The 14162-nt window shown below is 57.6% G+C and carries 15 protein-coding genes; 6 read left to right on the forward strand and 9 right to left on the reverse strand.

The window, feature by feature from the left end:
• Window positions 1-41 precede the first annotated feature (41 nt).
• Window positions 42-2060 carry an NAD-dependent DNA ligase LigA gene (gene ligA / locus ACFSAG_RS02000; RefSeq protein WP_381511268.1) on the forward strand — a complete coding sequence of 673 codons (2019 nt, stop codon included), beginning with the start codon at window positions 42-44 and terminating at the stop codon, window positions 2058-2060.
• Here the strand turns inward: ligA and ACFSAG_RS02005 are convergent.
• Window positions 2057-2740: a DUF2459 domain-containing protein gene (locus ACFSAG_RS02005; RefSeq protein WP_381510949.1), complete on the reverse strand. Its 684-nt coding sequence runs from the start codon at window positions 2738-2740 to the stop codon at window positions 2057-2059. The genes ligA and ACFSAG_RS02005 overlap by 4 nt on opposite strands.
• Window positions 2741-2755: 15 nt before the next feature.
• Here ACFSAG_RS02005 and phhA point away from each other — a divergent pair, with 15 nt between their 5' ends.
• Entirely contained in the window at window positions 2756-3625 is an 870-nt protein-coding gene (gene phhA / locus ACFSAG_RS02010; protein WP_381510951.1) for a phenylalanine 4-monooxygenase, read from the forward strand.
• A gap of 83 nt (window positions 3626-3708) precedes the next feature.
• On the opposite strand, the gene ACFSAG_RS02015 is transcribed toward phhA, so the two are convergent.
• The 7 genes from ACFSAG_RS02015 to ACFSAG_RS02045 all read right to left on the reverse strand — a co-directional run bounded on the left by ACFSAG_RS02015 (window position 3709) and on the right by ACFSAG_RS02045 (window position 9639).
• Complete coding sequence (locus ACFSAG_RS02015) at window positions 3709-4263, reverse strand: fasciclin domain-containing protein (protein WP_381510953.1); 555 nt, start codon at window positions 4261-4263, stop codon at window positions 3709-3711.
• A 94-nt stretch (window positions 4264-4357) separates the two neighbouring features.
• Window positions 4358-5044 (reverse strand): anti-sigma factor, encoded by a 687-nt coding sequence (locus ACFSAG_RS02020; RefSeq protein ID WP_381510954.1) that lies wholly within the window; start codon window positions 5042-5044, stop codon window positions 4358-4360.
• Entirely contained in the window at window positions 5044-5640 is a 597-nt protein-coding gene (locus ACFSAG_RS02025; RefSeq protein ID WP_381510956.1) for a sigma-70 family RNA polymerase sigma factor, read from the reverse strand. The genes ACFSAG_RS02020 and ACFSAG_RS02025 overlap by 1 nt, the downstream gene beginning before the upstream one ends.
• A gap of 57 nt (window positions 5641-5697) precedes the next feature.
• Window positions 5698-6660 carry a 50S ribosomal protein L11 methyltransferase gene (locus ACFSAG_RS02030; RefSeq protein ID WP_381510958.1) on the reverse strand — a complete coding sequence of 321 codons (963 nt, stop codon included), beginning with the start codon at window positions 6658-6660 and terminating at the stop codon, window positions 5698-5700.
• Window positions 6657-7514 carry a subclass B3 metallo-beta-lactamase gene (gene bla / locus ACFSAG_RS02035; RefSeq protein WP_381510960.1) on the reverse strand — a complete coding sequence of 286 codons (858 nt, stop codon included), beginning with the start codon at window positions 7512-7514 and terminating at the stop codon, window positions 6657-6659. Before bla ends, ACFSAG_RS02030 begins: the two co-directional genes overlap by 4 nt.
• A gap of 34 nt (window positions 7515-7548) precedes the next feature.
• Complete coding sequence (locus ACFSAG_RS02040) at window positions 7549-8241, reverse strand: SDR family NAD(P)-dependent oxidoreductase (RefSeq protein WP_374610743.1); 693 nt, start codon at window positions 8239-8241, stop codon at window positions 7549-7551.
• Window positions 8242-8298: 57 nt separating this feature from the next.
• On the reverse strand, window positions 8299-9639 hold the full coding sequence (locus ACFSAG_RS02045) for a methyl-accepting chemotaxis protein (protein ID WP_381510962.1): 1341 nt from the start codon (window positions 9637-9639) through the stop codon (window positions 8299-8301).
• Window positions 9640-9814: 175 nt separating this feature from the next.
• Between ACFSAG_RS02045 and sdhC the strand changes: the two genes are divergently transcribed.
• Genes sdhC through sdhA form a run of 3 tightly spaced genes read left to right on the forward strand, consistent with a single transcriptional unit; the run spans window position 9815 to window position 12448 of the window.
• Window positions 9815-10255, forward strand: coding sequence for a succinate dehydrogenase, cytochrome b556 subunit (gene sdhC, locus ACFSAG_RS02050; RefSeq protein ID WP_381510964.1), 441 nt, complete (start codon window positions 9815-9817; stop codon window positions 10253-10255).
• A 1-nt stretch (window position 10256) separates the two neighbouring features.
• Window positions 10257-10646, forward strand: coding sequence for a succinate dehydrogenase, hydrophobic membrane anchor protein (gene sdhD / locus ACFSAG_RS02055; RefSeq protein WP_381510966.1), 390 nt, complete (start codon window positions 10257-10259; stop codon window positions 10644-10646).
• The gene (gene sdhA / locus ACFSAG_RS02060) at window positions 10646-12448 is read left to right on the forward strand and encodes a succinate dehydrogenase flavoprotein subunit (protein WP_381510968.1); all 1803 of its coding nucleotides are present in this window, start codon (window positions 10646-10648) and stop codon (window positions 12446-12448) included. Before sdhD ends, sdhA begins: the two co-directional genes overlap by 1 nt.
• Here sdhA and ACFSAG_RS02065 read toward each other — a convergent pair.
• Window positions 12445-13431 (reverse strand): LLM class flavin-dependent oxidoreductase, encoded by a 987-nt coding sequence (locus ACFSAG_RS02065; RefSeq protein WP_381510970.1) that lies wholly within the window; start codon window positions 13429-13431, stop codon window positions 12445-12447. The genes sdhA and ACFSAG_RS02065 overlap by 4 nt on opposite strands.
• Window positions 13432-13511: 80 nt before the next feature.
• Here ACFSAG_RS02065 and ACFSAG_RS02070 point away from each other — a divergent pair, with 80 nt between their 5' ends.
• Window positions 13512-14126, forward strand: a complete 615-nt coding sequence (locus ACFSAG_RS02070) for a LysE family translocator (RefSeq protein ID WP_381510972.1) — start codon at window positions 13512-13514, stop codon at window positions 14124-14126.
• Window positions 14127-14162 lie beyond the last annotated feature (36 nt).

A 14162-nucleotide genomic window follows, 5' to 3' on the forward strand; every position in this document is an offset into this window, starting at 1 on the left:
AGGTTGAAAACCTCTCCGAAGCCGAAGCTGCCAATGAACTGATGCGTCTGGCGAAGGCGATTGCGCATCATAACAAGCTCTATCATGCACATGATGCGCCCGAGATATCCGACGCGGAGTTTGATGCTCTGGTGCGGCGGAACAATGAGCTTGAGGCAGCTTTTCCGCAGCTGGTGCGGGCCGACAGCCCCAATGCGCAGGTGGGTGCTGTGGTAGAGGCGTCGCCGCTGAGCAAGGTCACCCATGCCAAGCGCATGATGAGCCTCGACAACGCATTTGCCGATGAGGATGTCGAGGATTTCGTGGCGCGGGTTCGCCGCTTTCTGAACCTGCCGTCCGATGTACAGATCGCGTTGACAGCAGAGGACAAGATTGACGGCCTGTCCTGCTCGCTGCGCTATGAAAATGGCGAGTTGGTGCAGGCAGCCACGCGCGGTGACGGGCAGGTAGGCGAGGATGTCACCGCCAATGTCCGCACCATCGCCGATATTCCGCATCGACTGTCTGGCGATGCGCCTGCTGTTTTTGAAGTCCGCGGCGAAGTCTTCATGGCCAAGGCCGATTTCGAAGCACTCAACGCGCGCCTGTTGGCTGAAGCAGAAGACCCGGAAAAGGCCCGCCAATTTGCAAATCCGCGCAATGCGGCGGCAGGATCGCTGCGGCAGAAAGATCCGGGTGTGACGGCATCCCGGCTCTTGCGTTTCTTGGCGCATGGCTGGGGTGAGGCAAGCGCCATGCCTTCGGACAGCCAATTTGGCGTCATGCAAGCAATCGCTGCATGGGGCATTCCGGTTTCGCCTTTTCTGAAGCAAGTGGACGGTGCGTCGGGCGCGCTGGCGCAGTATCGCGAGATTGAGCGGCTACGCGCAGACCTGCCTTATGACATCGATGGCGTGGTCTATAAGGTCGACCGCCTCGATTGGCAGGAGCGTTTGGGCTTTGTCGCGAAGGCGCCGCGTTGGGCGATTGCGCACAAATTCCCGGCGGAGCAGGCCGAAACGACGCTCGAAGCGATCGACATCCAGGTGGGGCGCACGGGCAAGCTGACGCCGGTTGGCCGGTTGAAGCCGGTGACGGTGGGCGGTGTGGTTGTCTCAAACGTGACGCTGCACAATCGCGACGAGATTGCTCGCCTTGGCGTGCGACCTGGCGACCGCGTGAAGGTGCAGCGGGCAGGGGATGTCATCCCGCAGATTGTCGAAAACCTGACCCGCGATGCGGCGCTACCCGATTACCATTTTCCCGATCACTGCCCCGAATGCGGCAGCGAAGCAGTCGCCGAGGAAGGCGAAGTTGATGTCCGCTGCACCGGCGGGCTGATCTGCCCGGCACAGCGGGTTGAACGGCTGAAGCATTTCGTCAGCCGCGCCGCGCTCGATATCGAAGGGTTGGGCGAAAAGACCATCCAGGAGTTTTTCGACCTCGGCTGGTTGCATTCACCCGCAGATATCTATCGTCTTCGAGAGCATCGCGCCGAGATATTGGGCCGTGAGGGTTGGCAGGAAAAGTCTGTGGACAACCTGTTGAATGCGATTGAAGCGAAAAGAGCGCCAGATGCAGCACGTTTGCTGTTCGGCTTGGGTATCCGGCATGTAGGCGCGGTCACCGCGCGAGACCTGCTCAAGAATTTCCAGACCTTGCCGCGCCTACGCGAGATTGCTTCGTCGGATGCCGGCGAAGCTGATCTCACACAAATTGACGGGATTGGCCCGGTTGTAGCGGAAGCGTTGCGCGAATTTTTCCACGAACCGCATAATGTAGAGGTGTGGGAAGACCTGCTGAAGCAGGTCTCGCCGCCCGATTATGTCGTTGCGGTAAAGGCATCGTCGGTTTCGGGTAAGACCATAGTCTTCACCGGCGCGCTCGAAACGATGAGCCGCGACGAGGCGAAGGCGCAGGCCGAAGCATTGGGCGCGAAGGCCGCCGGCTCGGTTTCTGCAAAAACCGATCTGGTCGTGGCAGGCCCCGGCGCCGGTTCGAAACTTAAAAAAGCGCAGGAACTGGGGATCGAAGTGATCGACGAGGCCGCATGGGCAGCGATCGTCGCCGCCGCTGGTTAGTCGAACCAGCGCATCACGCCGCCGGGCATTGGCGTCCATATACCCATGCGAATACCCGCTTTGCGCAACACGGCGCCGGTCCACTCATTACAGGTGGTATATGCCGAGTAATGTCCGACACTGTCATAGAACAGGTTGTTCTCGCTATAGGCCGGATAGGCCGTGCTCCGGCCATCGGCGGTTAGACGGAATGTCGACCGGATGGAGGACATGATGCTGTGAAATTGCGCTTGCGTGACGAGGAAGCGCTTGCGGTGCGGGGCAGGGCGCGGGTCGACCAAATGGTAGATGTGCAGCGTCGTTTCGTCGGAGCCAATGATAGCGGATGCAACGTCTGCGACTTTGACATCACCCCAGGTGCGCGCATTGCGATAGACGCGGCGGTGGCCCCAGCCGATCATGGCGTGCGTGCCGTAAAGATTGCTATCTGCAAGATGCTCCGGTCGGATCAGGTCCGACAGATCCTCACCCGCAGCCGACATTGGCACAATCAGGCTGACATGCACGCCGTTGGTCTCGACAAAAATGGGTATACCCCGATCGGGCTCTCGCCAATTATCATTGGCGGGAATGACGCTGCCCCCAAGGGCGGCAAGGAAAAACACGCCGATAACTAGCGATGGCCAACCTACCAAAGCCCGCAGGGCACTGCCTGCGCTGTTGATGTGAAACAGTTTCAAGTGTAACTATCTTCCATGGCCGATTTCACTCATGTCTATGATGCCCCGCCACCGGGTGCAAATGCGGATTGGACAGTCCCGCAAAAATGGGACGCGTTCTCCGCCGATGAACATGCGATGTGGGATCGGCTCTTTGCACGCCAATCCGAAATGCTGCCGGGGAGGGCATGCGACGCCTTCATGCGCGGCATCGACGTACTGAAACTGGAAAAGCCCGGAATTCCCGACTATCGCGAACTGAACGAACGCCTGAAATCGGCAACGGGTTGGCAAGTCGTCGCGGTGCCGGGGCTTGTTCCCGACGATGTGTTTTTCGATCATCTTGCCAACCGGCGTTTTCCGGCAGGCAATTTCATCCGTACACCCGAACAACTCGATTACCTTCAGGAACCCGATGTGTTCCACGATGTTTTCGGCCATGTCCCGATGCTCGCGGACCCGGTTTTCGCCGATTATATGGTCGCTTATGGGAAGGGCGGATTGCGCAGCCTTGGCTTTGGCGCATTGCATAAGCTTGCGCGGCTGTACTGGTATACGGTCGAGTTTGGTTTGATCGAGGAACCAGCGGGGCTGCGTATTTACGGCGCGGGTATCGTATCCAGCTATGGTGAGAGCATTTTCTGCCTCGACGATCCCAGCCCCAATCGTATCCGTTTTGATTTGTTGCGCTTGATGCGCACGGAGTATCGGATTGACGATTACCAGCAGAATTATTTCGTGATTCCCTCGCTCGAACATCTGTTGAAGGTCACGATCGAAACCGATTTTGCGCCGCTCTATGCGCAACTTGAATCGCTGCCAGATATCCCAATCGCCGACATCCTTCCCGACGATGATGTCATCACCCGAGGTACGCAGGCTTACGCCTACGCAAAGGCCAAATAAAAGGCCCCTTCCCGCGAAAGGAAGGGGCCACCGGCAACCAGGCGATGGGAGGGGGGATCGGAATGCCCGGTCGCCAATATCGCTTAGGGCATCAAAACACTGTCGATGACGTGTACGACGCCGTTCTTCTGGCGCAGATCCGCAAGTGCAACGGTCGATTTGCCGCCTTTGGCGTCGGTAACGATCAGCTTGTCACCATACATCGAAGCAGTCAGTTTCTGGCCCTGGACGGTCGTCAGCGTGGCTTTGCCATTCCCGCTCTTGATCGCTGCCGCGATCGCCTTGCTGTCAAAGGTGCCGGCCACAACATGGTAGGTCAGCACTGTGGTCAGCGTGCCCTTGTTTTCAGGCTTCACCAAGGTTTCGACAGTGCCAGCCGGAAGCTTGCCAAAGGCTGCATTGGTCGGCGCGAATACCGTGAACGGGCCCGGGCTGGCGAGTGTATCGACAAGGCCAGCAGCTTTGACTGCGGTGACGAGGGTTGAGAGATCGGGCGTTGCAACTGCGGCTTCAACGATATTGGTTTTGGGAGCCGCCATGCCATGATGGCTATGCCCATGGTTGTGGGCATAGCCGATGGTGGCGGTTGAAGCCAGTGCTGCGGAGGCGAGTGCAATCTTGAAAAGGTTCTTTTTCATGGTTTTTCCTTCTGCAAGACATGTGGGGGAATACATGTCGGACGCAGTTACGGATCGCTGCACCAGACGGATGCATCCCCGGTGAAAAAAAATTTCAGATTGTGTCTATCGCGCCTTTGGCGATCACCGGGCCGGTCGCTTTGCCACCGGGGGCGCCGCCTGCAGGCTCGGGCGTGATTGCGAACAAGGCGCCCTTGTGTAGATGCGGCCGCATCTCTTCAGGAACGGAATGGAGCGCAGGTTTTAACGGATCAATCATGCCAAGTGAACGGGCAATACCGTCTTCAGGGATGATCCACAGTTCGGGATATAGCTTCCCAGTTTCGAGCGAGATCGGGATGATCTGCAAAGCCCCGGTTTGGGGATTGTAATTGGCGGCAACGCTTTCGCGTCCATCTTCGGCACCTATGGCCGCCACCAGGATTTGCGGTTGTTGCGGCGCAGAAGTGACCTCTGGCTGACGCCACAACATTGTGGCGAGCACCAACATTATTGCAAAGGACGCTGCCGTCAGTCCTTGCCAGACGCGCACATTGCCAATGTAGTTGTCCTGACTTGGCTTTTCCGAAATGGCAGCATCGATCTTGGTCCAAAGCGCAGGCGAGGGCGCTTCTTCTTCGATCACTTCCATGGCGAGCATCCGGTCATTCCATTTGGCATGCTCCGCCGCAAAATCGGGTTCACTCGCCATTCGAGCACGAGCTTGCGCCGCTTCCGCCTTATCGAGCAAGCCAAGGGCAAGTTCGCCCGCAGTGGCGATATCATCATCTGTCAGGCGCATCACTCGCTGCCTTCCAGGCAATGGCGCAGCTTTATCAGTGCGCGCCGGATCCTGCTTTTTATGGTCGGAAGGGGTGTGGATTCTGCAACGGCAAGATCCGCATAGGTACGTCCGTTCCAAAATGCCGCCCGGATGAAATTCGCATCCCGATCATCGAGCCGATCGATACAACGATCCATCACCTTGGCATCATCTTTTTCAGCAAGTCGCGCCTCGGCGTTGGGTGAGGTATCAGCGGTACCCAGCGCTTCATCCAGGTCCACGGCCTTGCCTTTGTCGCGGGCGCGCAAGCGATCAATCGCCTTGTTGCGCGTGACTGCAACCAGCCAACTGATCGGGCTCGCCTTGTCACGATCGAACGCGGCGGCACGGTTCCAAATGGTCAGATAGGCGTCTTGCAATGCTTCCTCGGCTTCATTCCGGTTGCCGAAGATACGAAGGCAAACACCAAAAAGTTTCGCTGACGTTCGACGATATAGAAATTCGAACGCTTTCCGATCGCCGATACCCACACGTGCAAGCGCATCGCTCAGCAATTCGCGTTCACGATTGGCGCGTGCGATGGCCATCTGGCTTGCGTCGGGTTGCGCATTCATGTCCCGAATATCGGCTCGAAACCATGGCAGCGCAAAACGGGATTTGGCCGGTAGTCACTACCAGGTGCCGAAATCCCCCGGTGGCTGGCTGGTCCGGCCGGATGCGCGGATTGGCCGACGATGACCATAACGTCGGCGCTTGACCAGACGCAGGCAAGGCCAATCGCCATTATCCTTGCGTTCGACCAGCACGAAACCATTGCGACGGTAAGCGGCAACTACCGTTTGGGCTTGGGTGTTCAGCAACCCGGCAAGTATCAGGCTGCCCCCTTCGGCGATGACCGATGCAAAGCTCGGCGCAAGTTCAACCAAAGGCCCGGCAAGTATGTTGGCAATCAGCAAGTCATAGGGAGCGCGTGCATTTATCGCAGGATGATCGGTTCCGGTGGCGACAAAGAGCGCCACCTGACCCTGTTTCCGTCCCAAAGGCACAGCATTAGCGGCCGCATTGTCGTGGGTCACATCAATGCTCACGGGGTCGATGTCGGATGCTGTTACGGACGCCCGCGGCCAAAGGTGCAAGGCGGCAAATGCCAGCAAGCCGGTTCCAGTGCCAATATCGGCGATGTGATGAAATCGGTGGCCAGCCGAAGCCATTCGATCGATCATGGCGAGGCAACCGCTGGTTGTTTCATGCCCGCCGGTGCCAAAGGCTTGCCCCGCCTCAATCAGGAATGTCCTTGCGTGCTTGGGAACGGCTCCCTTGTTGGTCGACGTATGGACATAAAACCGGCCTGCTTCGACCGGTGCAATGCTCTGCTGGCTAAGGGTCAGCCAGTCTACATCGGGCAGTTTTTCCAGTTGTGCTTTGGTGCCCAGCCGTGTTTCAAGCAAGGCAATGTCGTGTTTGCCCGGCTTGGCATTGAAATAAGCCTGGATTGACCATTTTGCATCGTTGAACGCTTCCAGTTCGTCCGCCACGAGCGTGGGCAGGTTTTCGAACTGTTCAAGCCAGTCGTCATCCTCATGCAGCATTTCGGCCATCGCACGTGTGCAGGGCAGGGTGGCTTTCCAGTTCATTTGCCTGCTTCTTTGGCTAGCCGGTTTTCAAGTCGCCTCATCGCGCCTGCGGCATATTCGGAACATCCTGTCGAACTGACCAATGGTTCCTTGCCGGACAACCTTTCAAAAAATGCGCTCGCCGACGGGTGCGGCGTGATCAAGATGTCGCAAGGCTTATACGCTCCAATTTTGGCAATCGATCGGCGGAGTGGCGCAACATATTCCGGATGGTCAATGAACCTGTAATCGTCAGCGGAGACGGCACTGATGCTGTCGGCAAATACGATCTGACGGCAGGTCTTGCCTTCGCACGATTTCCACGTCCAGCTGGTGCCGCCGGGGGAATGACCGGGCGTTGCGATTGCGGCCAATGATTGCCGTCCGATCTTCAGGGTTTCGCCATCGCCAATCAATTGATCGACCTTCACGCCTTCGACCGGATCGAACAACCCCTTTTGGGGATCGGAGGGGTGCACTGTGCCGGTTTCGAGTGCAACCTTTGCCTCGGCGCGCGCAACCATCTTCGCACCAGTAATCCGCTTCAGGCCCGCCAACCCGCCTGAATGATCAATATGTTCATGCGTGTTGAGAAGAAAACGGACATCTTTTGGGTCAAAGCCTAGTTCACGAATATTTGCCTCGATTTCGGTTGCGGCTTCGGGAACCGCCCCATCGATCAGGAAATGACCTTGCGGAGTAGTAATCAGCAGCGAAACAATACCGCAGGTGCCCACCATATAAGTGTCGCCGAAAACATGCGCAGGCGGAGCGGGATCGCCCCAGCCGTCCCGACCCTCGCAGGCCTTTGCGATCGATTCGGATTTTGCGACCGGAGTGGCAGCGCTGGGACCGTCTGTTGCGCATCCCGACAAAGTTGCTGCAATCAAAAAGTATGCAGCGACCGATTTAGCGGACATAGCTGGCGCCATTGATGTCGAGGACGGCTCCGGTCATAGATGGAGGTGCCTCCAATGCGCAGAAACGGACCAGAGTGGCCACTTCCTCCGGCATGGCAACGCGCCCAAGCGGTATATCGGCGAGCAATTTGTCTCCACCACGACTGGCGAGATAATCTTCCGCCATTCCTGTCATTGTGAAACCGGGGCAAATCGCAAAAGCATAAATTTGCTGCGCCGCATAACCACGCGCGATGCTTTTGGTCATCGAGACCATTCCGCCCTTCGATGCGGCATAATGCCAATGTGCGGGGCTGTCGCCGCGATACGCAGCGCGGCTGGCGACATTGATGATCCGGCCTTCTTGGCCCAGCGCCTGCCAATGCAGGATAGCGAGCCTGCATAGCTGCGCAGACGCTGTCAGGTTGATGGCCATGGTCCGTTCCCAGCCATCGAGCCATTCAATATCGCTGCGATCAATCGGATTGGGTTCGAAAACACCGGCATTGTTGACCAGCACATCGATTCTGCCGCCCATTTCCTGGAGTGCATTATGCCAAATGGCAGAGGGCACGGTAGGATCGCTTAAATCGCCATCGGCGCTGGAGGTCGCGTAAACCAGCACATTGTCGTCGCTGAGTTCGTCAACAATTGCTGCGCCGATACCGCGCGACCCACCGGTTACAAGAATATGTAAAGTCATGTCCGCTGCCTTCCACAGCGGACGATGAAATTCAACTATGCTTAGCGGTGGAGTGCTTTACCGGACCAGATTGGCCGCAAATTTTCCGGCATTGGCCTGCAACGCGGAAATCTTGCCCTCGACGTCTCCAAAACCGGCTTCAAGTTGAGCGATTTCCGAAACCACATTTTCGGTGTCGGAACGGATCGCTGCGATGGTGTTGGACATGAGGTCGGCCGCCAATGCGGTTTCATCGACCGAAGCCGTGATCATCGTGACTGTCTGTGCTTGTTCCTCCATCGCATGGCGGATGCGCTCGGCACTGTGCTGCACATCCTCCACCGCAGTCTTGATCGCGACGTTCGATTCGACCGATGCCTTGGTGGCATTCTGGATTGCGGTAATCTTGCCGGCGATTTCATCGGTCGCTTCGGCGGTTTGGTTGGCCAGGCTTTTCACCTCCTGCGCAACAACTGCAAAACCGCGACCGGCATCACCTGCGCGGGCCGCCTCGATGGTGGCGTTGAGGGCGAGCAGATTGGTCTGCCCGGCAATATCGCGGATTAGGCCGAGTATCGATTCGATCGATTTGGATTGTTCAGACAAAGTGTCCGTTGCTTCGACCGCTTCCTGCGCCCGTTCGGTTGCGCGATTGGCAACATCGGCTGCGGTTTCGACCTCGGTTCGCGTATCTTCAATTGCGCGAATGAGGCCGGCAGCTGTCTGTGCGGCTTCACGCATTGCAACCGCGGATTGTTCGGATGCGGTTGCAACTTCAGATGCCTTGCTCAGCATTCCTTGCGCCACGGCCGTGCTCGCGGCGGCCTGTCGACGCAGGATATTCGCCTGTTCGGATATGTCGGCTGTGCTGGAAGCAATGTCGTTTTCGAACTGGTTGGTGAAGCCTTCTTTTTTCGTGTGCTCCACGATCCGCTGATAATGCACATAGCAGGCGGATGTGACGGCCAACTCCATCGAGGTGAAGTCATGAACGGTCTTGGTCAACCGGTCGCGCGTTGCAGCCGATCCGTCCAATTTCGCATCGAAAATGTCGAAATAGCGCAAGCTGGCGCGGGTCGATGCTGCAAGCAGGTGTCCCAGCGGTACGCGATCCTTGCATGCAGTGATGATCTGCGATTTCAGATATTCGCGCCATTCGCCGCTATGGATGTCGCGCATGCGGTTGCGAATATAGCCAGCGGTCGATTTGACCATTCGGTCGATATATTCTGGATCGCGCAGCTGGGCGGTCGATCCATATTTAGTCCAATATTCCCAATAATGGGCCGAGAATGATTCCATTTCGCTGTCGACAACAGCGAGCAAATCCCGGCATCTTTCCGCCATGCAGCCATCGAAATCGAACGCTTTGACAATTGTGTCAAATTCCGCCGATAGCGATTTTTCCATGTCTGACATTGAGAACCCCCGAAATCCGATCTTCGCGTTTACATTTTGGCTATGTGTGCATTCCTAACCGGGAATGGTTAATGCCGTCTTTCCCATGGCAGGGAAAATTCCGTATCCCATACCCTTGCGTAGTCGGTTCAAAGCGGTAAAGAGCGACGCAAACTCGAACAGGGAAGCTTAGCCAATGGCGCAAAATCCGAACCGGCCAATTTCGCCGCATTTGCAGATTTACCGTTGGGGTCCGCACATGGCGGTGTCCATTTTTCACCGGGCGACCGGTTTCGTGATGGCAACTGCAGGAATGCTGACGCTGTTGTGGTGGCTTGCTTCTATTGCGGGCGGTCCGGAAAGTTATGCGACCTTCCAATCCTATGTCGTTTCGGCTGGCGAGGAAGCTACGGGGGCGCAGGTTGCAATCAACTGGTTCTTCCGCCTGCTGGCGCTTGGCATCACCTACAGCTTTTTCCAGCATATGTTCTCCGGCATCCGTCACCTTTTGATGGATCTTGGCGCCGGTTATGAGCTGAAGACGGTACGCACCTGGTCGATCGCCGTTTATATCGCAGCGCTGACCGCAACCGCATTGGTTGCGATGCTCGTCGCAGCACGTTTCATGGGGGCTTGAGATGGGTAACGGAACCAAATTGGGGCGCGTTCGCGGGCTTGGTTCAGCCAAACATGGCGGCAAGCTCTGGCTTGATCAACGGTTGACCGCTGTCGGAAACCTTTTGCTGACCACCTGGCTGGTGCTGTCGCTGTTGTGGCTTCCCAACTTCGATTATGAAACCGTCGCTGCCTGGCTTGCCCAGCCCTCGGTCGCGGTGCCGATGATCCTGATGCTGGCAAACATTTTCTGGCATGTCCGCCTCGGCCTGCAAGTGCTGATCGAAGACTATGTCCATGACGAGGGCAACAAATTTGCCACGCTTACCCTTTTGAACTTTTACGTAATTGGCGGCGCCGCATTCGGCATTTTCATGGTCGCCAAGCATGCATTTACAGGAGCTCCCGCCTGATGTCCGAAGCTTACAAGATCATCGACCACACTTATGACGTTGTCGTCGTCGGGGCAGGGGGATCGGGCCTTCGCGCAACGATGGGCGCTGCTGAAGCCGGTCTCAAGACTGCATGCATCACCAAGGTCTTTCCGACGCGTTCGCACACCGTAGCGGCGCAAGGTGGCATCGCGGCCTCGTTGCAGAACAACTCGCCCGATCACTGGACCTGGCACATGTACGATACCGTGAAGGGATCGGACTGGTTGGGTGACCAAGACGCTATCGAATATATGGTGCGTGAAGCGCCCGCTGCGGTTTACGAATTGGAACATGCTGGTGTTCCCTTCAGCCGCAACCCCGATGGCACCATCTATCAGCGGCCCTTTGGCGGACATATGCAGAATATGGGCGAAGGCCCTCCGGTGCAGCGCACTTGCGCTGCAGCCGACCGTACCGGCCACGCCATGCTGCACGCGCTGTACCAGCAGAGCCTGAAATATGACGCTGACTTTTTCATCGAATATTTCGCGCTCGACCTGATCATGGAAAATGGCGAGTGCCGGGGCGTGATTGCTCTGTGCATGGACGATGGCAGCATTCATCGTTTCAAAAGCCAGTCCGTTGTCCTGGCTACTGGCGGCTATGGCCGCGCTTATTACAGCGCAACGTCTGCCCACACTTGCACCGGCGATGGCGGCGGCATGGTGCTGCGTGCAGGCCTTCCGCTGCAAGACCTTGAATTCGTCCAATTCCACCCGACCGGCATTTACGGCGCAGGCGTGCTCATCACCGAAGGTGCGCGTGGTGAAGGCGGTTACTTGACCAACAGCGAAGGCGAGCGTTTCATGGAACGCTATGCCCCGTCCGCCAAGGACCTTGCGTCGCGCGATGTCGTCTCGCGCTCGATGGCGCTTGAAATCCGCGAAGGCCGCGGCGTTGGGCCGAACAAGGATCATATCTACCTGCACCTCGACCATATCGATCCCAAGGTGTTGGCGGAGCGTCTGCCGGGCATCACCGAAAGCGGCAAGATTTTCGCAGGTGTCGACCTGACGCGCCAGCCGCTGCCTGTCTGCCCGACGGTCCACTACAATATGGGCGGCATTCCGTGTAATTATCATGGCCAAGTCGTCACCAAGAAGGGTGATGATCCGGAAGTCGTGGTCCCCGGCCTCTATGCGGTTGGTGAAGCGGCGTGCGTTTCGGTCCATGGCGCTAACCGCCTTGGCTCCAACTCGCTGATCGACCTTGTCGTGTTCGGCCGCGCAACCGGCCTGCACCTCAAGGAAACGCTGAAACCCAACGCGGCGCAAAAGGCGCTGCCCAAGGATTCGGCTGACCTCGCGCTGGCCCGTGTCGACCATTATCGCAATGCAAAGGGTGGATCGCCGACGGCTGCGGTGCGCCTAGAGATGCAACAGACGATGCAGAAGCATGCGGCGGTCTTCCGCGACAGTGCGCTTCTTGCTGAGGGTTGCGAACTGATGCAGAAGGTCAACCAGCGAATGCAGGACATCTCGGTCAACGACCGCAGCATGATCTGGAACACTGACCTTATCGAAACGCTCGAACTCGACAATTTGATGAGCCAGGCGATCTGCACCATCGAAGGCGCCAATGCGCGCAAGGAAAGCCGCGGCGCGCACGCGCATGAGGATTTCCCCGATCGTGACGATGCGAACTGGATGAAGCACACCGTTTCCTGGTTCGAAGGTTGGGGCGGCAAGGGTGGTAAGGTCACCCTCGATTACCGTCCGGTGCACGATTACACGCTGACCGACGAGGTCGAGTATATCAAGCCCAAGGCGCGCGTTTACTAAAGCGATTTGAAGGCCTGGGCCGTAAGGTCCAGGCTGCGCTTGCGCATCTCATGCGAATAGACCGAGCAGGAGACGATGATTTCGTCGGCCTGCGTGCGTTCGATGAATTTTGAAATGCCGTCCCGAATTGTTTCGGGTGCGCCGATGGCACTGCAGGAAAGCACCTCGTCGAGCATTGCAGCTATATGCGGCGGCAGGCTGGCCTTATAACCCTCTACTGGGGGCTGCATCTGGCGCGGATTGCCAGTGCGCAGGCCAACGAAGCTTTGCTGGATCGAACTCGCCAAAAACTCCGCTTCGGCATCGGTGTCTGCGGCGATGACATTCATCGCTGCCATGGCGTGAGGTTTGTCAAGAAATTCGGATGGTTTGAAACTGCTGCGATAGACGTGGAGTGCCTCATCGAGCAGCTGCGGTGCAAAATGGCTGGCAAAGGCATAAGGCAGACCGAGCAAGGCGGCGACCTGCGCGCCATATAGGCTGCTGCCCAAGATATAGAGTTGCACATCCGCACCTGCGCCGGGGGTGGCGCTGATGCCGGTGCGGCCATCATCGGCAAAATAGCTTTGCAGTTCGACTATGTCGCGAACAAAGGCGTTTGGGTCGCTGTCGAGCGTGCGGCGAATTGCATGCGCAACGCGTTGGTCGCTGCCCGGTGCACGGCCAAGACCCAGGTCGATCCTACCCGGATAGAGCGCATCGAGGGTGCCGAATTGCTCCGCTATGACCAGCGGCGCATGGTTAGGCAGCATGATACCGCCAGCGCCAATACGGATGATCTTGGTTGCAGCCGCGATGTGCCCGATCACCACCGATGTCGCGGCGCTGGCGATGCCCTTCATTCCGTGATGCTCGGCAACCCAATAGCGTGTGAAGCCTAAAGCTTCGGCATGGGCCGCCAGATCGGCTGCGTTCGCAAGCGCTTGCGCCACCGATCCGCCTTCAACAACTGGCACGAGATCAAGGATTGAATAATGGGTCATCCAAACCATCTAGTCACGGTACAGCTGGGTTGCCAAGCAGCAATCGACAGCGCCCGACTTGGCTGCCATAGGGAAGGCGGATGCTGACCGAAAACTTCCTGCCCTTCCTGCTGACGGCGATCCTGATCGAACTGACTCCGGGGCCAAACATGGCATGGTTGGCATTGACCGGTGCCGCATCGGGCAGACGGGCTGCGCTTTCAGCAACAGCGGGCATTGCATTGGGGCTTGCGATTGTTGCCGCGTTGGCGGCTTTGGGGCTGGCTGAACTGGCGCAAGCTTCTCCAGAGCTGTTTGCCGTCCTTCGCTATGCGGGTGCAGCCTATTTACTGTGGCTCGCGTGGGAAGCGTGGACTGGGACAGGTGATGTCTCGCCCGAACATGCCCATAATGGTAATGTTCGCTGGTTCCGGCATGGATTGATGCTGAACCTGCTCAATCCAAAGGCGGCACTTTTTTTCATCGCAATATTGCCCAACTATGTGGACAGCAAACAATCGATAATGCCGCAGACTTTGCTGCTGTCAGCTACCTATGTTGCAGTGGCCACTAGCGTGCATCTGATACTCGCGCTGTTGTCAGCTCGTTCGCAAAACTGGTTCGGGCGCAATGGGCATGAGGCGCTTTTTCGACGTATCTGTGCATTGTTGATCGCAGGGGTGGCGCTCTGGTTCCTGCTCAGCACCACGCGCTGAACGACATTCACTCGGCGTTCAGGTGAAGCGGCGCAG

Source organism: Sphingorhabdus buctiana (genome assembly GCF_042680825.1).
Classification (GTDB): Bacteria; Pseudomonadota; Alphaproteobacteria; order Sphingomonadales; family Sphingomonadaceae; genus Sphingorhabdus_B; species Sphingorhabdus_B buctiana.